Annotated in this window: 17 protein-coding genes, 1 other RNA gene and 1 pseudogene; 8 read left to right on the forward strand and 11 right to left on the reverse strand. The window is 63.9% G+C overall.

Going from position 1 to position 19721, the window contains the following annotated elements:
* Window positions 1-56 precede the first annotated feature (56 nt).
* From RTCK_RS01485 to RTCK_RS01530, 10 genes are all read right to left on the reverse strand, one after another.
* Entirely contained in the window at window positions 57-1805 is a 1749-nt protein-coding gene (locus tag RTCK_RS01485) for a peptidoglycan D,D-transpeptidase FtsI family protein (protein ID WP_142591069.1), read from the reverse strand.
* Entirely contained in the window at window positions 1805-2278 is a 474-nt protein-coding gene (gene ftsL, locus RTCK_RS01490; protein ID WP_142520269.1) for a cell division protein FtsL, read from the reverse strand. Before ftsL ends, RTCK_RS01485 begins: the two co-directional genes overlap by 1 nt.
* Window positions 2279-2281: 3 nt before the next feature.
* The gene (rsmH, locus tag RTCK_RS01495; RefSeq protein ID WP_142520268.1) at window positions 2282-3307 is read right to left on the reverse strand and encodes a 16S rRNA (cytosine(1402)-N(4))-methyltransferase RsmH; all 1026 of its coding nucleotides are present in this window, start codon (window positions 3305-3307) and stop codon (window positions 2282-2284) included.
* A gap of 14 nt (window positions 3308-3321) precedes the next feature.
* Window positions 3322-3753, reverse strand: a complete 432-nt coding sequence (gene mraZ, locus RTCK_RS01500) for a division/cell wall cluster transcriptional repressor MraZ (protein ID WP_142520267.1) — start codon at window positions 3751-3753, stop codon at window positions 3322-3324.
* Between the two features lie 414 nt (window positions 3754-4167).
* Window positions 4168-4599: RNase P RNA component class A (gene rnpB, locus RTCK_RS01505), an RNA gene on the reverse strand.
* Between the two features lie 59 nt (window positions 4600-4658).
* Window positions 4659-5846: an NAD(P)/FAD-dependent oxidoreductase gene (locus RTCK_RS01510; RefSeq protein WP_142591070.1), complete on the reverse strand. Its 1188-nt coding sequence runs from the start codon at window positions 5844-5846 to the stop codon at window positions 4659-4661.
* 9 nt (window positions 5847-5855) lie between these two features.
* Window positions 5856-7046: an FAD-dependent oxidoreductase gene (locus tag RTCK_RS01515; RefSeq protein WP_142591072.1), complete on the reverse strand. Its 1191-nt coding sequence runs from the start codon at window positions 7044-7046 to the stop codon at window positions 5856-5858.
* 94 nt (window positions 7047-7140) lie between these two features.
* On the reverse strand, window positions 7141-7686 hold the full coding sequence (locus tag RTCK_RS01520; RefSeq protein WP_142520264.1) for a lytic transglycosylase domain-containing protein: 546 nt from the start codon (window positions 7684-7686) through the stop codon (window positions 7141-7143).
* Between the two features lie 232 nt (window positions 7687-7918).
* Window positions 7919-8686: an N-acetylmuramoyl-L-alanine amidase gene (locus RTCK_RS01525; protein WP_142591074.1), complete on the reverse strand. Its 768-nt coding sequence runs from the start codon at window positions 8684-8686 to the stop codon at window positions 7919-7921.
* Window positions 8683-9423, reverse strand: a complete 741-nt coding sequence (locus RTCK_RS01530; protein ID WP_142520262.1) for a J domain-containing protein — start codon at window positions 9421-9423, stop codon at window positions 8683-8685. The genes RTCK_RS01525 and RTCK_RS01530 overlap by 4 nt, the downstream gene beginning before the upstream one ends.
* A 404-nt stretch (window positions 9424-9827) precedes the next feature.
* Here RTCK_RS01530 and RTCK_RS01535 point away from each other — a divergent pair, with 404 nt between their 5' ends.
* The 3 genes from RTCK_RS01535 to RTCK_RS01545 all read left to right on the forward strand — a co-directional run bounded on the left by RTCK_RS01535 (window position 9828) and on the right by RTCK_RS01545 (window position 12847).
* The gene (locus RTCK_RS01535) at window positions 9828-11039 is read left to right on the forward strand and encodes a pyrophosphate--fructose-6-phosphate 1-phosphotransferase (RefSeq protein WP_142520261.1); all 1212 of its coding nucleotides are present in this window, start codon (window positions 9828-9830) and stop codon (window positions 11037-11039) included.
* A 41-nt stretch (window positions 11040-11080) separates the two neighbouring features.
* Window positions 11081-11713, forward strand: a complete 633-nt coding sequence (locus tag RTCK_RS01540; RefSeq protein WP_142591076.1) for a LysE family translocator — start codon at window positions 11081-11083, stop codon at window positions 11711-11713.
* Window positions 11714-11806: 93 nt separating this feature from the next.
* On the forward strand, window positions 11807-12847 hold the full coding sequence (locus RTCK_RS01545; RefSeq protein ID WP_235988460.1) for a transglycosylase SLT domain-containing protein: 1041 nt from the start codon (window positions 11807-11809) through the stop codon (window positions 12845-12847).
* 21 nt (window positions 12848-12868) lie between these two features.
* Here RTCK_RS01545 and RTCK_RS01550 read toward each other — a convergent pair whose 3' ends face one another.
* Window positions 12869-14215 carry a serine hydrolase domain-containing protein gene (locus RTCK_RS01550; protein ID WP_142591078.1) on the reverse strand — a complete coding sequence of 449 codons (1347 nt, stop codon included), beginning with the start codon at window positions 14213-14215 and terminating at the stop codon, window positions 12869-12871.
* 144 nt (window positions 14216-14359) lie between these two features.
* Between RTCK_RS01550 and RTCK_RS01555 the strand changes: the two genes are divergently transcribed.
* The 5 genes and pseudogenes from RTCK_RS01555 (at window position 14360) to RTCK_RS01575 (ending at window position 19443) form a co-directional block, all read left to right on the forward strand.
* Entirely contained in the window at window positions 14360-15607 is a 1248-nt protein-coding gene (locus RTCK_RS01555; RefSeq protein ID WP_142591080.1) for a DUF3419 family protein, read from the forward strand.
* A pseudogene (locus tag RTCK_RS01560) lies at window positions 15604-16271 on the forward strand (class I SAM-dependent methyltransferase). The gene RTCK_RS01555 and the pseudogene RTCK_RS01560 overlap by 4 nt, the downstream one beginning before the upstream one ends.
* A gap of 95 nt (window positions 16272-16366) precedes the next feature.
* Window positions 16367-17149 (forward strand): glycoside hydrolase family 25 protein, encoded by a 783-nt coding sequence (locus tag RTCK_RS01565; protein WP_142520256.1) that lies wholly within the window; start codon window positions 16367-16369, stop codon window positions 17147-17149.
* An 89-nt stretch (window positions 17150-17238) separates the two neighbouring features.
* Window positions 17239-18423 carry a lytic murein transglycosylase gene (locus tag RTCK_RS01570; RefSeq protein WP_142591082.1) on the forward strand — a complete coding sequence of 395 codons (1185 nt, stop codon included), beginning with the start codon at window positions 17239-17241 and terminating at the stop codon, window positions 18421-18423.
* An 81-nt stretch (window positions 18424-18504) separates the two neighbouring features.
* A complete protein-coding gene (locus tag RTCK_RS01575; protein WP_142520254.1) occupies window positions 18505-19443 on the forward strand; it encodes a DMT family transporter in 939 nt (312 codons plus the stop codon).
* The last annotated feature ends 278 nt before the right edge of the window (window positions 19444-19721 follow it).

Here is a 19721-nt window from a genome sequence, read left to right on the forward strand (position 1 = left end):
CTTTCACTTTCGAGCGGATGCTCACTCTACGAATCGTCCGCTCGAGTTGTTGTCGGTCAATAAGACACCAGCAGGGCAGAACCGTCATCGCCGAATTTAGGCTTTACACCGAGAATGGCCGCAGACCGACTGATGATGTCGTGCGCCATCGGTGCCGCCGAAGTACCGGCAAGCGCCGCACCATTGCCCTTGTCGGTCTTCGGTTCATCGATGAAGGTCAGAACCACATACTGCGGATCGTCGATCGGGAAGGCCGCGAGGAAGGCGTTGAAGTTCTTGTCGTGCGCGTAGCGGCCGTTGACGACCTTGTCGGCCGTTCCGGTCTTGCCGCCGACGTTGAAGCCCTCGACGCGGGCGTTCCTGCCGGAGCCCTTTACGCCGTTCCAGTGGAAGAGATAGCGCATGGAATCGCTTGTCGACGGCTTCAGCACCGGCGTGGCCACCGCATCCGCCTCGTCACGGGTCCGCGGCAGGAATGTGGGCTGGACCAGCTTGCCGCCGTTGACGAGCGCCGCTCCGGCGACTGCCGTCTGCAGCGGCGTCGTCGAAACGCCGTGACCGAAGGAGATCGTGATCGAATTGATCTTCTTCCATTCGCGCGGCTGGCTGGGCTGCGCGACTTCCGGAAGTTCCGTTTTCATCCTGGACAGAAGACCGAGCTTCGTGAGGAACGCCTTGTGCCTTTCGATCCCGACCACATCGGCCATCTTGGCGGTGCCGATGTTGGAGGAATACTGGAACACCTCGGGCACGGTCAGGAACCGGCCCTTTCCATGGAAATCCTTGATGGTGAAGCCGCCGATCCTGATGGGATAGCGCGCGTCGAAACTGTCGTTCATGTTCACCAGGCCGGAATCGAGCGCCATGGCGGTAGTAAACGACTTGAAGGTCGAACCCATTTCGAACGTACCGTTCGACATCCGGTTCAGCCAGCCTTCCTCGGCGCCGGCTGCCGGATTGTTCGGGTCATAGTCCGGGGCGGACGCCATCGCCAGAACCTCGCCGGTATGGACGTCCAGCACCACGGCGCCGGCACCGATCGCCTTGAACTTGGCGATCGCCGAAAGAAGGACTTCGCGAACGATCGATTGGACCCGGAGGTCGATGGACAGCTTGACCGGCTCGAGCGGCTGGTCGGAGGTCATGCCCACGGCGGCGAGGTCGGCGAGCCCCTGGCTGTCGACGTAGCGCTCCATCCCGGCGACGCCGCGGTTGTCGATATTGACATGGCCGACGACATGGGCCGCGGTTGGGCCACCCGGATAGAAGCGCCGCTTCTCCGGCCGGAAGCCGATGCCCGGAATGCCGAGGGCCAGAACCTGGCTCTGCTGCTTCGGCGTCAACTGGCGGCGGAGCCACTGGAAATGGGACTTGGAGGTCAGCTTGCCGTAGATTGACTTGGCGTCCAGGTCCGGGAGGACGGTTGCGAGCTTCTCGATCACCTCGTCGGCGTCGACGATCTTGTGGGGCTCCGCATAGAGCGAGACGGTGCGGATGTCGGTGGCCAGAACCTCGCCGTTGCGGTCGAGGAGGTCGGGACGCGAGGCCATCAGTCGGTCGGCGGGCATGATGCTGGAGGTGATCTCCGGCTGAGCCATACCATACTGCACGAGGCGTCCGCCGATCACGCAATAGAAGGCGGCGAAACCAACCATGATGAGCCCGACGCGGTTGCGGGCCTGCGCCGCCTTCCGCTTGGCCGTCCCCTCGAAGGCGGCGTCGGACGATGCGAAGGCCTGGCGGCGGGAACCCGTCGAAAGGTGGGCGCGGCTCTTCAGGACCATGATGCGGGAGAGGAAGGACATCAGCGGTTCACCGATCCGGTTGAGATGATATCGACGGACGCCGCGCCGCGCGGGATCGGCACGGGAATAGCGGCGACGGGCGGCTTGGCGTTCTTGGCCGCATCCACCCCCTTGAGAGCCGCAGCCACCTCGCCGCCGGCGCTGGCGATCAGTTCCTCGATGGTGGTTTCAGGCATGGGCAACTGCGAGCGCGGCATCGGCAACTCGACCGGCATGGCGAGTTGTGTCGGCTGGGTCGGGACCAGTTGCAGTTCCGACTGGTAGGCAGCGATCAGGCGCTCCAGCCGATTGGGCTGCGTCAGCAACGCCCAGTCCGCCCGCAGCAGGTCGATGGTATCCTTCTCGAGCCGGATTTCCGCCTCCAGGCGGCGAACCTCCTGCAGTTTGTCGTCTGCCCGGTGCTTGATCGTATAGGTCGCCACGGCTGCAGCCGTCATGACGCCGATGAGAACGAGGTCGAAGCTTCTCAGCATGATTCAGGCTCCCATCCTGGCGAGGGCGGCGAGGTCGGGAAGGTCGAAGATCGAAAGATCCGGGGATCGGGGCGGCGTCTCCGTCCGCCACCCGGCCCGCAGCTTGGCGGAACGGGCACGCGGATTGGCCTGCGCCTCCTCCTCCGAAGCGGCAACCAGCCCCTTGCCGACCGGCTGGAAGATCGCCGCCTTCTCTTCCAGCACAGGCATGTGCCGCGAACCGGCCGTCTTGCCGAAGCGGTCCGCGAAGAACTTCTTGACGATCCGGTCTTCCAGCGAATGGAAGGTCACGACGACCAGCCGCCCTCCGGGCTTCAGCGCGCGCTCGGCCGCGAACAGCGCCTGCGCAAGCTCGCCCAGTTCGTCGTTGACGAAGATGCGGAGCGCCTGGAAAACGCGGGTCGCCGGATGGATCTTATCCTTGGCCTTGCGCGGATTGACGCTCTCGATGAGGTTGGCGAGATCGCGGGTCGTCGCGAAGGGCTCGGTTGCGCGCCGCTTCTCGATCGCCCGCGCGATCCGGCCCGCATGCTTCTCTTCGCCAAGAAAGCCGAAGATCCGGGTCAGATCACTCACCTTGGCGCGGTTGACGACGTCCGCCGCCGAAACACCTTCCCCGGACATGCGCATGTCCAGCGGCCCGTTCCTCTGGAAGGAAAAGCCCCGCTCCGCCTCGTCGATCTGCATGGAGGAGACGCCGATATCGAGCACGACGCCATCCAGCCCCTCCTCCGGAGCATGCTCCGCAAGGCGGGAAAACCTCGAATGATGAAGGGTCAGCCGATCGGGGTTTTGCACCACCAGCGCCTGGCCGCCGGAGATCGCCGCAGGATCGCGATCGAGAGCGATCACGCGCGCACCTGCGGCCAGGATCGCGGAACTGTACCCGCCTGCGCCGAACGTCCCGTCGAGGATGACGTCGCCCGGCTGCACATCGAGCGCCTGAAGCACTTCCGCCAGGAGAACAGGAACGTGGCGAACCGGTCCGCCTTCGGCTTCGGACTCGCCTCCACCAAGATTCGCCGCCATTCCGACCCCCCGTCCTAGGCGGGACGCGGGAAGCGCCCCTCTCTTGCCGCCGCCTGCGCCTCGTGGAACGCCTGCGGCCGCCAAAGCTGAAAATGATCCGAGCGCCCGACGAAGGTCACTTCCGCACTGATTCCGGTGAAGTCCCGGATGAAATCCGTGACCATCAGCCGGCCCTCCGCATCGAGCCTCATGAAGACGCCGCCGCCATGAACCAGCAGCGACATCCTGTTCGCCTCCGGCGAAAAGGGGTCCACGGACGCAATCTGCCGCTCGTACCGATCGAGCAGATCCGGACCGCCGACGCTGATCGCCGGGAAGATGAAATCCTGGAGACAATAGAGCTCCTGGACCCCTCTTTCCGCCAGCACGGACCTGAAGCTTGCGGGAACGGAAACCCGCCCCTTGGCATCGATCCGGTTGGTCGCATTCGACAGGAAGCGGTTCATGACTCCAGACGTCCGCTCCGTTGCCCACAAAGGCCGCACTGAACCCGAGGCACACCACTGAACCAGACAAGGCTCCGCCCGCCAGACGGATGAACATCCGCCCTGTGGAGCGACCGAAGCTTTGCGATGGATGGGCAATCATTTGCCCGTAAACAGGATGTAAATGGGATACCATGGGACCATATGGGCGTCAATGGGAAGAGGCCCCGCTGCAAGGCCGCAACATCATTTATTTATAAGCTGTTAAGTTTAACAAAGGGTTAGTTCGAGATGCCGACAAACAGGTTCTCGATCCCCCCGTAAGCGAGTTTTCGACGCCTTCCAAGCGCTTGATCCAGCGCCCATTTAAGGATGCGCTCACACACACTCGAGGGGTGAATTCGAGGCGCGAGGTTGCTGTTATGCAGGGGTAAAATTGCCAGTTGGCCTGTAAGCCGGGTTCTGTATGGCCCCGGCGCGAACACCGGGACGTGGCAGCCATTCATCTGGGACGATGCTTGCACATCGCCTCGCGCAACCCACCCGGATGACTGGCCCGGAAACCGGCTGTGGGCGCCTGCGCGCCCCGCGTCATCCCTATTCGGTCTTGCTCCCGGTGGGGTTTACCGTGCCGCCCCTGTTACCAGTGGCGCGGTGGGCTCTTACCCCACCCTTTCACCCTTACCCCGCCGGCTCTGCCGCTCTTGCAACGAGCGGCACAGCAGGCGGGGCGGTTTCCTTTCTGTGGCACTATCCCTGGGGTCGCCCCCGCCGGACGTTATCCGGCACCGTGTATCCGTGGAGCCCGGACTTTCCTCACCCTACCGCCTTTCGGCATTGGTAGAGCGCGGCTGCCCGGCCAACTGGCAGAGGCTGAGATAGTCGACTTCGTCTCCGAACGCCAGCGCAAACGACGGACCGCCACCTCAGGCGAACCGTGCCCCGAAGTCGGCGTCGTAGGCCTCGTCACGGATGGCACCGTGGAAAAGCAGCTCCGCCCCGAGACGCCCGATCTCGTCGGAGCTTTTGGCGGCGGCACCGCAACCACCCGCAAGCACGCCGATTCGACTGGACTCCGACCACGAGATCGCGGGATAGCCAGTCGGCGTGAACGATGTGACGCAGGCGGCCATGGAGGTTCTGGAAAGATCGACTGCCGGCATCAGACGGCGCATCACGTCCGCCAGATGGCGGTGCGTAGTTTCACGTCCGCCCGAACGGAACCAGGCGCGGATATCGGCTTCGCGCTCCAGCAGCAGGTCGTCCGGATCGCCGCCGATCTTCAGATAGGTCTTGCCGTCAGGATAACGGACCGGCGGGAGGAGGTAGATGCCGTCGTCCTCCTCGTTCCACTTCCAAATCAATGAGGGAACCGGGCCAAGGCGCGCCAGCTGTGCTTCGTCCAACTCGAAGAAGGCAACCGTGCGGGCGTAGACCTTGAGATCGAGCCACGGCTTTAGCAGCCCTTCGTTGATGGAGAATCCTCCCGCGGCAACCAGAACCTTGTCTGCGGTGAAGACACCCCCTTCTTCCGTCGTCACGACGACCCGCCCGCCTTCGTCGCGGATTTCGGAGACGGTTTCGCGAACCAGCGCACAACCCTGCCGCTCGGCCAGCATCGTTTGCGCCTTCACCAGGCGGCGAGGGTTGATATGGCCGGCCCCCTTCTCTTCCCAGACCCCTTCGCTGCCGCCCTGGAACGAAAAGCAGGAGAACTGCCGTGCCAGTGCCGCGTCGTCCAAGAGCCCGGCCTCGACATCCAGGCGGCGGGCCGCCGCCAGCACGTTGCCGACATAGGACGGGCCCTGCCCCCTGCCAGGTCCGACGAGAAGGCAGCCGGCCTCGGTGTAGAAGTCGATGCCGCTTTCCCGCTCGATTTCGGCGTAACGGGCGATGGAGGCATTGGCGAGGCGGGCCCAGACCGCATCGGCATCGATGGTGCGGGTGATGCGGGCCTCGTCGTAGTGACTGGAAAAGACGCCTGAATGGGATCGTATATCCGCCGGCTCTGCGGGTCCGATCAGGGCAACGCCTTCCGTCCACTGCGACAGATGCCGGGCAGCGGCAGCACCCATCATGCCCGCGCCGATGATGACGTATCTGAAGTGCTGCATGAGTATCCCCTACCGGAAGAGCGGTGTCATCAGGCTGCCGAAATCATCCTCGCCCAACCCGCCTTCGAGAAGCAGCACAGCGCCGAGCCGCCCCAGTTCGTCCGAGGATTTGGCCGCGACGAAGTTGCCGCCCGTCAGCACCGCGATCCGCGACGAATCGGTGAAGCCCGCATAGGGTCGCCCGGTCGGAGTGAAGGTCGCGACGCAGGCGGCGGAAGAGGTGAGGCATCCTTCCAGGCCGGGCATGATCTGAAGTGCCGTTTCCGTCAGCCGCCGGCGCTCCTGCGGATTTCCCGCAGAAGCGAACCATGCCCGGAAGTCGTCGGGCCGCGTCAGATCGCCCGTCTCGATGTCGCCGCCGAGCTTGAGGTAGGTCTTGCCGTCCGGATAACGGACCGGCGGCAGAATGTAGACATGGTCTTCCTCGCGATCGGTGAAGACGATCGTGGACGGCATGGTCGCGAATGTCGCCAGCCGGGCTTCGTGGAGCTCGAAGAAGACGACAGTCCGCGGCGCGGCCCGCATCTCCAGCGTCCGCGGCAGAAGATCGTTCTGATTGCTGAAGGCGCCGGCGGCAAGCAGCACCCGCTCCGCATGGAAGATCTCGCCGCCCGCTTCGACACGCACACGACCACCCTCCTCACGCACCGAATTCACTGTTGCCTCGACATGGGTCGCGCCGCCCCGCTTCGCCAATGCGATCTGTGCACGGACGAGCGCACGCGGATTGATGTGGCCGGCCTGTACCGGCTCATGATAGCCGACGACGTGACCGGGGAATTCGAACTGCGGAAAGCGGGACGTCAGGTCGCGCGCGGTCAGCTTCTCGACCGTGGTGAGGGACGTTGTCTCGGCGATGCGGGCGGCCCGGTAGAGGTAATCCGCATCGGATCGCGGTTCAGGTCCGGCGAAGAGGCAGCCCGCCTCGGAAAAGAACCGGATGCCGCTGCCCTCCTCGATCTCGCGATAGCGATCGATGGCGCGCGCCGCAAACGTCGCCCAGATGAGGTCGCCGTCGAAACGGCGGGTAATGCGCGCCTCGTCGTAATGGCTGGCGAATACGCCGTGGTGGGTGCGGTAGTCGGAGGGCTCACCCGGACCGATGAGCGCCACGGCCTCCTCACGCTGGGAGAGATGTCTGGCGGCGGCGGCACCCATCATGCCGCCGCCGATGACGATATACTTGAATTCCCTTGCCATGCCTGCCTGCTTCGAATCCGGAAAACCTCGTGGACAGAAGTATTTCTAGCCGTTTCCTGAATCGAATTGCCAGAGGCAAAGCAGCGCAGCAGGATTAGGAGGCGAGCAGCGCCTGCACCTTGCCGCAGTAGCGCTTGGAGATCGGGTTCATGCGCTTGGCGCCATGGCCGGCGTTGTACTTGAGGATGGTTCCGCAGGTCTTGCCGCCGCCGAGTTCGTGCGCCGCAGCCAGATATTTCATGCCGAACTGGATGTTGGTTTCGGGATCGTAGAGGTTCTTGACGCTGCCCTTGTAGCCCATCATGCGGGCGGTCGCCGGCTTGATCTGCATAAGCCCGACTTCACCGGCGCTGCCGCGCGCCTTAGGATCAAAGTTGCTTTCGATCTTGACGACCGCATGCGCCAGGTCGACCGGCACGCCGTATTCCTCAGCGTATTTCACGATGATCTTCGAATACGGGGTGGCTGCCTGCGCCGACGCCGTCAGAGCCTTCTTGGGCGAAGCATATCCGGGCTTGCTGACCTTGGTTTGAAGCGCGACGGTCTTTGTCTTGGCCTTTTCCTCGGCAGCGAACGATGCCTGGGGAAGAGAGACGAGCATGGCGAGGCATGCCGCAGCAGCAACAACTGATCTTTTCATGTCTTGGACAATTCTCCGCATCGGGATACCCGCGGTCATGGTTCTGCCGCTGCACCACGTCTGTCAGACGCGGCGACATTGGGAAGCATCCCATTTCATTGATGTTTTGCGGTCCCCCCGTCCATTGGCGGCGACCACGTTGATGGCTCGGTTAAAACGGCCCAATGAGGAAATGATGTGGCGCAGCAATTTTTTTCGGCCGCCCCTACGGAACCTGCCGCAGAGAATTGCGTTATGCGTGGTTGAGTTTCGGCAGGGACGCCAGGAGCCGGTGCAGCGTCTCGATGGTCGAGATATCGGCGATACCATCCACTCGCCGAGGCCGAAAGTGCCGCTGAAAGGCTTCCACGACGCCCTTTGTCCTGTCACAGAATGTTCCTGTGATTTCAATATCATAACCATAGAGAGAGAGCATGGACTGCAGCGCCTCGATAGGCTGCCCCACCTCGCCGCGCTGAAGGAACCGCCCTCCTCCGATCGGAGCCGGCTCCACCCAGTGCCCCACCCCTTGCGCGTGCAGTTGTCCCCAAGGGAAATTTTCGCCGGGATCAACCTTGCGGATAGGGGCCACATCGGAATGTCCAAGCACCCGTTCAGGCGGAATCCGCCACCGCTGGCCGCATTCGCGACACAATCTGGCGACCGCCTCGATCTGCGCGTCGGGGAAGGCCGGGAGCCCGCCCGGGTGCCCGACATTGGCGATCTCGATGCCGATGGATGCGGAGTTGATGTCGCGGTCCCCGGCCCAGCAGCTCTTGCCTGCATGCCAGGCCCGCTCCTGCTCCCGGACCAGTTGCACGACGCCCCCGTCCTCCTGAACGAAGTAGTGACAGGATACCTGGCTCTCGGGATTGCACAGCCACGAAAGTGCCTGCTCGTGATCCGGCATGCCTGTGTAGTGCAGCACGATCATGTCCGGCGCCCGGCCATTGGCCCGCGGCCCGAAATTGGGGGATGGCTTCACCGTAGCGCCGAGACATTCGGCGGTGAACTGGCTCATGCGGCGCGGCGCTCTTTCTCGATCGCGGCATAGGCCGCATTGAGCGCTGCCATACGTTCATTCGCCGCCGCATGCAATGCCGCCGGGACGCCGCGGGCGATCAGCCGGTCGGGATGATGCTCGGAGACCAGCCGCCGATAGGTCTTGCGGATCTCTGCGAATTCCTCCGTCGGAGAGACGCCGAGCACCAGATAGGGATCGCGCCCTTCCAGATGCACGTGACGCGCCATGATGCGCCGGAAGTGCTCCTCGTCGATGCGGAAGATCTCCGCGATCCTGGCCAGGAAAGCGAGTTCCTTTTCATGCATGAGCCCGTCGGCCTTGGCGATGTGGAACAGCCCGTCGATCACGTTCTCCAGCATCGGGCAGTTGTCGTTGCCGCTGCCGCAGAGGCTGGCGAGCTTCACCGCATAGGCGTCGTAGCCGGCAATGTCCTGGCGTGCGAGGTTGTAGAGGCGGGCGACGTTGCGCGCCTCCTCTGCGGGAAAGTCGAAGATCTGCCGGAAGGCGTCTACCTCCTTCTCGGTCACCAGGCCGTCGGCCTTCGCCATCTTGGCGGAGAGCGCGATGATGGCGACCGAGAACGAGACCTGTCTACGGGTCTCCGGATCACCTTCGAACACCGTCCGTATGGCCTCGATCACGCGTCCGAGTGCGCCGCCGGCGGCATCGCCGATTGCGCCGAGAAGCCGATCCCACAGGGAGGAAATCTGGAAACAGGAGAAATCGAAAAACATGCCACTAATGACCAGATTATGGATTTGGACGCAAGGCGGTGGAGTAGGCTGAAAAGATTAAACTATGTTCATCTTTCCCGAACAAAGGCCAGAACCGGCATCGCCTGCTTCTGTTCCACTATATTCATTCCTTCTACTATAACAGGTTCGGCGCCGCTTCTCCGTCGCCGGCTGGCTCAACCTGTCTTCTCTTTCCGGCAGGCGCTCGAGTCATGCAGGGGGCGTTGTCCACAGTGGGCCCACAGGCGGCGCCCGGTTGAAACGATTAGATCGCAAATCTTTGTGCCGACGCACCGCCGGAGCTGCGAAATATCGGTTTTTCTTGAGAAAATCCCTTTACACCATCGGCGCTCTGCTCCATCCATTCCCCACGCGCGGTGAGGCGAAGGCTGAAGGAGAAAACGATGACGAAGCAGAAAGTGGCGATGCTGACGGCGGGCGGGCTGGCACCTTGCCTTTCATCGGCGGTCGGCGGGTTGATCGAGAGATACACCGATATCGCTCCGGAAATCGAACTCGTCGCCTATCGCTCCGGCTATCAGGGTCTGCTCAAGGGCGACCGGATCGAAATCACGCCGGAAATCCGCGAACGCGCCCACCTGCTCCATCGCTACGGCGGCTCACCGATCGGCAACAGCCGCGTCAAGCTCACCAACGCCGCCGATTGCGTCAAGCGCGGTCTCGTGAAGGAAGGCCAGAATCCGCTGCAGGTCGCAGCCGACCGGCTTGCCGAGGACGGCATCACCATTCTCCACACCATCGGCGGCGACGACACGAACACGACGGCGGCGGACCTTGCCGCCTATCTCGGCGCCAACGGTTACGACCTGACCGTCGTTGGTCTGCCGAAGACGGTAGACAACGACATCGTGCCGATCCGCCAGTCGCTCGGCGCCTGGACCGCCGCCGAAGTCGGCGCCCATTTCTTCGACCACGTCAGCAACGAGCAGAGTGCGGCACCGCGCACCCTCGTCATCCACGAGGTCATGGGGCGCCACTGTGGCTGGCTGACTGCTGCGACCGCCCGGAAATACATCCAGCGCACGCAAGGCAACGAATATGTCGAGCAGCTGATGATGAACACGGAGATGAAGAACATCGACGGTATCTATCTGCCCGAAATGGCCTTCGACCTCGACGCGGAGGCCATTCGCCTGCGCAGCATCATGGACAAGCGCGGTTATGTGACGCTGTTCGTTTCCGAGGGAGCGTGTCTGGATGCCATCGTCGCCGAACGCGAGGCCGCCGGCGAGGAGGTCAAGCGCGACGCCTTCGGTCACGTCAAGATCGACACGATCAACGTGGGGAACTGGTTCCAGAAGCACTTCGCAGCGCTGTTGAAGTCCGAGCGTTCCATGGTCCAGAAGTCCGGCTATTTCGCCCGTTCGGCGCCTGCCAATCCCGGCGACCTGCGCCTGATCCAGAGCATGGTGGATCTCGCCGTGGACAGTGCGCTGGACAAGGTTTCGGGGGTGACGGGCCACGACGAGGACCATGGCGGACGGCTGCGGACGATCGAGTTTCCGAGAATTAAGGGTGGAAAACACTTCGATCTGTCGGCAAAATGGTTCGGCGAGGTGATGGACTTCATCGGCCAGCCCTACACGCCGGCCTGATCCTCCTCTCCTTACAACGCAAGCCTCCGGAGGACATGACGATGGTCGAGACATGGACAGCATTCTGTGCCGCCTCGATCCTGCTCGTCCTCCTGCCGAGCCCGATTGCGGCGCTGGTTGCCCGCTTCGTCCTCCAGCGCGGCCGGAGCACGGCTTTCTTCACCGTGCCCGGCGCATGCCTCGGGTTTGGCGCCGCCCTTGCCGTGGCTTCGATTCCTGTCCTACTGCTGGCGACAGTGCTCCCGCAGATGATCGGACCGCTGGCCTGGCTGGGGTTCGCCTACCTCATGCTCTATGCCCTCTGGTCCTTCCAGGAACCGTCGATCCGGGGCCCCCTGCCCGCCAACGACAACCTGCCTGCCCAGCAGCCTGTCGCGGTTTTTGCCCACCTCGTTGCCGCCACCCTGGGCACGGGCCGCTATGTCGCTATGCTCGCCGCGCTGCTCCTGCAATTCGCGGGTACCGTATCCGGCAATCCGGCCACGATGCTTGAGATGCAGGCGGTTTTCCTTCTGGTCGCCGCATTCGGCTTCCTGGTCCCCGTAGCCTCGCCGCGCTGGGCGCTGGACAGGCTGCGCAGAAGAACGGTACCGGGTCCAGCCTCGCACAAGTTGCGCACGCGATTCATCGCACGGCGTGCCGTGAGCGCGGGTTACCGTCGGATCGCCGCCTGATGTATTGCCCGGCAAGGGGCAATCCGCTATCAGTTTGGCTGTTCGGTGACGTCTGGGCGGCTGGGGACAAGCAGAAATCATGAGAGCGACCCGATGGCTATGAACCGATTCCTGACCCGCACGGCCTTGGCGACGCTCGCCGTGACATCGGCGCTCGCGGGTTGTTCCAGCGTCGAACCTGCCGCAAAGAAGACCGCCCGCCTTTCGGCGCCGGTAGCCTCTCAGCAAACCGCCGCCGGTGACGTAACCGCCCCGGCCGAGGCCGGAACCGAAGTCGCGAGCGCCGCCGTGGCCACCCCCGGAACCAGCGAACCGCTGGCGAAGACCGGGCGCATACAGATCGCCGTTCCGGACAGTCCGACGGTCACGTCGGTGCAGGCCGCCGCGATGGCCTCGCCCGAGATGGCGCCGCAGGTCGCCTATGCCGCCACCGATCCTGTTTCCGCAACGACAGCCGCCGCGGCGATCCAAACGGTGGCGCTCCCTTCCGGACAAACCCCTGCCACGGCGGAAGCGCTGCTTGCTCCGCCGGCCGATGCCCAGCCGCTTGGCGCCCCCGTCGCTCAGTTGCGCGCCCAGGCGCTCGCCGTCGACGAGGAGGAACTGACGCCGGACATGCAGGCCCTGCAGGCAGCCATCCCGATCCCGCGGCCCGAGACGCCGAAGCTCGCCTATGCCAGCCCTGCTCCGCAGCCTGCCGCCCTCGCGACGCTTCAGGCCGTAGACACGCGAACGCAGTTTCCGCCCGCCCCCGGGGATCCCTTGCCGGAAACGGCCAAGGCAAGCCCTCCGGAAATCAGCGCGCTCATCAAGCGCTATGCCGGGCTCTACGGCGTGCCCGAGTCGCTCGTCCATCGCGTTGTCCATCGCGAAAGCAGCTACGATCCGAAGGCCTATCACAAGAACGGCTACTGGGGCCTCATGCAGATCAAGTATGCGACCGCCAAATCGATGGGCTATGACGGAGCGCCCGAAGGCCTTCTCGACCCCGAAACCAACCTGAAATATGCGATAAAGTATCTTCGCGGCGCGTGGCTCGTTGCCGACAACAGCAACGACAACGCCATCCGGCTCTATGCGCGCGGTTATTACTATGACGCCAAGCGCAAGGGCATGCTGCACGTCCTGCAGTAGGCCGGACCCCTTACAGCTCCATCATCGGCTCAGTCCGACGATTTCCCGCACGAGCGGCATCACGTCGTAGCCGTCCCGCCGCGGCGTAAGCCCGAGGCGAACCACCGCAAGATCGAGGGACGGAACGATCGCGATCGTCTGGCCGTCATGCCCCTGCAGGAAGAAGGCATCCGCCGGCAGGTCCGGGCCGTCTCCATCTGAAAGCCATGTCTGCATTCTGGAATAGCGGCCGCCGGAAGTGTCGTTCGGTGTCGACATCATCGCGACGAAGCCTTCCGGCACCAGGCGTTCGCCATTCCACACACCGTCGCGCAGGAGGAAGAGCGCAAGACGGGCCCAGTCGCGGGCGGTGGCGTACATGTAGGAACTGCCGACGAAAGTACCGGCGGCATCCGCTTCCAGCACTGCACTGGACATGCCCAGCGGCCCGAACAGCGCCTGCCGCGGATAGGCGAGCGCTTGCGCGGGATTCCCGATCCGGTCCATCCATATCCGCGAGAGCAGGACCGCCGTGCCCGAGGAATAGCTGAAGCGGGTGCCGGGCTCCGCCGCCAGCGGCGCGTCGGCCGAAAATCCGGCCATGTCGGCTTCCAGATAGAGCATGCGCGTGACATCGGTCACGGTCCCGTAATCCTCGTTGAAGGCGAGCCCGTCTTCCATCGCCAGCAGATGCGCGAGCGTGATTGCTTCGCGCTCGTCCCCCTGCCATTGCGGCAGGAGGGCGCGATCCGCCAGGGAAAGGCGGCCCTGCCTCAGCAGCGTGCCGATAATGGCGGCATTGACGGTCTTCGTCATAGACCAGCCGAGCAGCGGCGTGGTGGCGGAAAAGCCGGAACCGTAGGCTTCACCGACAATCCGTCCGCCACGGACGACAACGACCGCGCGCATACCCGGTCCTGTTAAAGCGATATCTGAAATATGTGTGACAATATCCTGATCTGGCACCACATGCTGCCCCTCCGGCCAAAGCGCTTGCGACTCGCTCGGGAGAGTCGTGACTGCCGGCAATCCTGATCCGGCGGCGACATCGCCGTCCGGTATCACGGAGCATCCCAGCCCTTCGCGGTAAAGGGCATCGTTGGCCGCGAACACGCCAAGAAGTGCCGCCCGCACCCTTCCCGCCTGCCGGTCGACATCCACATCCATCAGCCGCAGCAGCGGATGGCCGGGGGCCTGTACGTCGACGGCCAGAACCTCTTCCGGGTCACGGCCGGCAAGGAAGACGTTGGAGCACACGATCTTCGCCGTATACCCGGCGCCGACCCGCAGCAGCGCGGGAGGCGCGAGGATGAGCCAAGTGGAGAGACCGACGAGGGACACGACAAGCAGCGACGCGAATGCGATCAGGACCTGGCGTAGACGCGTCATCGTTTGGCTTCTCCTCGTGCCGCGCCATGCAACCAGCAAAGCGGCGACGGCGAAAGCCCCGATCGCAGGTTACGCACAGGCCGGGTCATCAATCTGTAGCAGACCGCTTTTAAACGCCGGTGACATCACTGGTGGGGAACGACCATGGCCGAGATTGCTCACGACGCAGGCTACCTCCGCAACCGCAGGCTCCGCGACGCGCTGCTTCGGCACAAGGCGCTGAGCCGCAACGGCGTCTCCGAACGGCTCTTCGGGCTTCTGTTCTCGGGTTTGGTTTATCTCCAGATCTGGGAGGATCCGGATGTGGACATGGAGGCCATGGCGCTCGGTAGCGGCCACCGCCTTGTCACCATCGGCTCTGGCGGCTGCAACATGCTCGCCTATCTCAGCCGCGCCCCCCGTTCCATCGACGTGGTGGACCTCAATCTCCACCATATCGCGCTCAACCGGCTCAAGCTCGCCGCCTTCCGTCACCTGCCGTCCCACGCCGACGTCGTGCGCCTGTTCGGGATGGATCAGGTTCGCAGCAACAGCGCATCCTTCGACCTCTTCCTCGCCGCCAAACTCGATGCCCCGACCCGCGCCTACTGGGAGCGCCGCAACCTGACCGGCCGCAGGCGGATCGAGATCTTCGACCGGAATATCTATCGCAGCGGCCTTCTCGGACGGTTCATTGCCGCCGGTCATCTCATTGCCCGCCTGCACGGAGTCGACATGACGGAACTCGTCAAGGCCCGTTCGCTGCGCGAACAAAGGCTCTTCTTCGACGCGCACGTCGCCCCGCTTTTCGACCGGCCGCTGATCCGCTGGCTGACCGGCCGCAAGAGCTCCCTCTTCGGTCTCGGCATTCCGCCCCAGCAATATGATGAGCTCGCCCGTAGCAGCGACGACCGGACCATGGCGCCGATCCTGCGGCGGCGCCTGGAGAAGCTGGCCTGCCACTTCCCCCTTAGCGACAACTACTTCGCCTGGCAGGCCTTCGCCCGCCGCTACCCGGCGAAGCACGAGGGAAGCCTGCCGACCTATCTGCGGCCGGAGAACTACCTGGCGATCCGCAACCATGTCGACCGTGTCGCCGTGCACCACGCGAGCTTCACCGAACTCCTGTCTAACAAGGCGGCCCGATCGGTGGACCGCTACGTGCTGCTCGATGCCCAGGACTGGATGACGGACCGGCAGTTGAACGCGCTGTGGTCGGAGATCGACCGCACGGCGGCACCAGGCGCGAGAGTAATCTTCCGAACCGCGGCAGAGACCAGCGTCATCGAGGGCCGTGTCGGCGAGCACGTCCTGCACCGCTGGCATTATCTCGGCGAGCAGTCGAGAGAGCTGAACCTGCGCGACCGCTCGGCGATCTACGGCGGTTTCCACATCTACGAGCTGCGTGGATGACGGAACTGCACGGGGTGGCGGAGCCGATCGCAGCCGAACACGCCGAACGGATGGACCGGATGGACCGCTACCAGCGGCACATCTACGACCTGACCCGCAAATACTACCTCCTCGGCCGTGACCGGGCCATCGAAAGCCTCCAGCTTGCCCCGGATGCCCGCTGGAAGTCGGATGCGGCACCGGGCGCAACCTTCTGAAGGCGCATCGTCTTTATCCCGAGGGCCGCCTCTACGGCCTGGACATTTCGGCGGAGATGCTCACCAGCGCGCGCCGGCTTTTCCGGGACGAGGCGACCGACCCTCATCTCCTGCGCGCCGACGCGGCGACCTTCGGCGCGGCCGATTTCGGCGTCGAGGGGTTCGATCGCATCATGATCTCCTACGCGCTGTCGATGATCCCGGACTGGGAGGGTGCCGTCGACGCGTCTCTTGCGGCGCTCGCGCCAGGCGGATCGCTGCACATCGTGGATTTCGGCCATCAGGAAGGACTTCCCCGGTGGTTCCGGTCGCTCCTGCGCCGCTGGCTCGCCCGCTTCCGCGTCACACCGCGGGCGCGGCTTCACGAAGCGCTCGAGGAGAGGCTGGAGCAAGCCGAAGCGGACATGATCTTCGAAGCGATCGGCGGCGGATACGCTTGGCATGCCATTGTGCGCAAGCGGACCTGACGCCGATCCTTGCTCTGACGCGGGTTTTACGGCGTTATGGCAGGCGACGCTTCAGGATCGGCCGCGATTCAGGCTGACCAGCACACGGAACACCGATGCCAAGGCTTCTGACCGTCCTTTCCATGACGATGCTGCTGCTCTGCGGGTGCAGCGTTTCCGATTACGATGCCTTCGAAACCGCCTCCATCGTAAAGCCCCGCTTCCGCGACAACGATCCCGTCGACTTCGGCGGCAAGCATCCGCACAGACACGATATCCACGGCATCGACGTCTCCAAGTGGAACGGCGACATCGACTGGCAGGCTGCCCGGAAGTCGGGCGTCTCCTTCGCTTTCATCAAGGCGACTGAAGGCAAGGACAGGATCGATTCGGCCTTCGAACGGAACTGGCGCGGTGCGGCGGCCGCAGGATTGCCGCACGCGCCCTACCACTTCTACTATTTCTGCTCGACGCCGGACGAGCAGGCGGACTGGTTCATCCGCAACGTGCCGAAGGCGGCCGTACGCCTTCCGCCCGTGCTCGACGCGGAATGGAACCACGCCTCCCCCACATGCAAGCTGCGGCCCGACGCCACCATCGTGCGTGCAAGCCTGCAGCGTTTCATGGACCGGATCGAAGCCCATTACGGCAAGCGGCCGATCATCTACACCACCGTCGACTTCCACCGCGACAACCTGGTCGGCCATTTCGAAGACTATCACTTCTGGGTGCGTTCGACGGCGGCCCATCCGGAAGACATTTATGCATCCCGGCGCTGGGCCTTCTGGCAATACACCGCCACCGGCATCGTGCCGGGAATCGAGGGCAATACCGATATCAACGTCTTTTCCGGCACCGAAAGGCATTGGCAGGCATGGCTCGCCTCCGCCGGAACCTGAGACGCATCGAGCGCGCGGCAGGCTCGCCGCCGTTCCGTCACAATGTATTTCCAGAGCATAGGCACGACCTGTTTAATCGGAGCCACCCCATGTCCCTCCTCCGCCGTACCGCCGTTTCCGCCTTCGTCCTCGCCTGTCTCACCGCACCCGCGCTGGCGCAGACCTGCGGCGGTGACCTCGAAACCTTCCTCGCCGGCGTGAAGGCTGAAGCCATAGCCAAGGGCATCCCGGCCGATGTCGCCGACAAGGCCCTGGCGGGCGCGCGGATCGACCAGAAGGTTCTCTCGCGGGACCGTGCCCAAGGGGTATTCAAACAGACCTTCCTGGAGTTCTCGCAGCGAACGGTCAGCCAGGCCCGGCTCGACATCGGCCGGCAGAAGCTGAAGCAGTACGCGGAGGTATTTCAGCGCGCCGAGCAGGAATTCGGTGTGCCCTCGGGGGTGATCGCCGCCTTCTGGGCCATGGAGACGGATTTCGGCGCCGTCCAGGGCGACTTCAACACCCGCAATGCCCTCGTCACCCTCGCCCATGATTGCCGCCGCCCGGAGTTGTTTCGCCCCCAACTCCTCGCGCTGATCGAGATGGTCCAGCATGGGGACCTCGACCCCGCCGCCAACACCGGTGCATGGGCCGGCGAGATCGGCCAGGTGCAGATGCTGCCCGAGGATATCATCGCCTATGGCGTCGACGGCGACGGCGACGGTCATGTCAACGTCAAGAGCAGTTCGCCCGACGCCATCCTGACGGCCGCCAAATTCATCCAGAGCCTCGGCTTCCGCCGCGGCGAGCCCTGGATCCAGGAGGTTACCCTGCCGGCCGACCTCGCATGGGAGAAGACCGGGCTCGGCAACGAGGTTCCGGCGAGCGACTGGTTCGCCATGGGCGTGACGCCGCGCGACGGAAACACCTCGTTCGGGCAGTTGCTCGCAGCGCTGGTGCTGCCGCAGGGCCGAAGCGGCCCGGCCTTCCTCACCTATCCCAACTTCAACATCTACCTGGAATGGAACCAGTCCTTCATCTACACCACCTCGGCCGCCTATTTCGCGACACGGCTGATGGGAGCTCCGGTATACCAGAAGGGCAATCCGCAGACCGGACTCGACGACGCTGCGATGAGGGCTCTCCAGGAGAAGCTCCAGTCGCTCGGTCACGATGTCGGCAAGATCGACGGGATTCTCGGCTCCGGCACACGTCGCGCGGTCCAGAAGGAGCAGGCAAGGCTCGGTCTGCCGGCGGACGGCTGGCCGACGCCGGACCTTCTGCAGGCCCTCTGAGAACGTTTCTCCTTCGCATGATCCGGGTGGCGCCGAGCGACCGGCGCCACTATGCCTGCCAGGGCAGAGCGAGGGAGAATCATGACTGCACCGGCATCCGCACAACGTTTGACATCAAAGTCCTGGTCGCTTCTGCTGCTCCTCGGCCTGATCTGGGGCGGATCCTTCTTCTTTGCCAGGATTGCCGTCCTGGAGGTTCCACCCTTCACGCTGGTCCTGCTGCGGCTCTCGCTCGCCGCGCTGGCGCTGCACGTTTACCTGCGGGGCCGCTCCGGCCTCTACGCGACACTTCGCACGCATTGGCGAGCGTTCACGGTGATGGGCCTCCTGAACAACGCACTGCCGCACACGCTCATCTTCTTCGGCCAGACGGAGATCGGTGCGGGCCTTGCCTCCATCCTCAACGCCACGACGCCGATCTGGACGGTGCTGATCGCCAACCGCTGGACCGTGGACGAGAAGCTGACGGGCCGCAAGGTCGCAGGCTGCATGCTGGGGCTGGCGGGCACGGTGGTGCTGATCGGTCCCGCCGTCAGTTCGGCCGCTCACGCCCCGGCATGGGCCCTTGTCCTGCCTGTGCTGGCGGCGATCTGCTACGGCTTCGCCGGAACCTTCGGCAAGCGCTTCCGCGACATCCCGGCGCCCGTGACCGCAACGGGCCAGTTAACGGCGTCCAGCCTCATCATGCTGCCGGTGGCACTGTTTGCCGACCAGCCGTGGTCGCTGCCGCTTCCGGGCGTCCCGGCAATCCTCGCCATCCTGGGGCTCGCCCTTCTGTCTACGGCCTTCGCCTACCTGCTGTTCTTCCGGATCCTGACGCTGGCCGGCGCAACCAATACCTCGCTCGTCACGCTGCTGGTGCCTCCGAGTGCGATTCTCCTCGGCGCGCTCTTCCTCGGGGAGCGGCTTTCCGCCACCGATCTGTCAGGAATGGCCCTGATCGGTGCCGGTCTCCTTGTTCTCGATGGCCGGCTCCTCACAAGGATTTCCCGTTCACGGACCGTTAGCAACGGCGGCTGATCCGTGCCGTTTCCTCACAGACTGTTTCGGTTGTTAACAGGCAGAGACGTTAAATTCATGTTTTATTCAGCAAAGGCGCAGCCGAGATTTTCCTTTTAAATCAGCGGATTAATAGCCTAACAAAAAGAAAATCCGCTGCTTCCGTTTTGCGGTGCAGTACAAAAACCGCTTTTCAAGACGCGAAAAAACGACTTACACTGCCCTTGTCAGCACAAGGAGGCAGACATGGGACGTGCATACTCTCTGAATGTCCTGGCAGTCGGTGCAGCGTTTGTGTT

The sequence above is a fragment of the Pseudorhizobium endolithicum genome, from assembly GCF_902153245.2.
In the GTDB taxonomy this organism is placed as follows: domain Bacteria; phylum Pseudomonadota; class Alphaproteobacteria; order Rhizobiales; family Rhizobiaceae; genus Neorhizobium; species Neorhizobium endolithicum.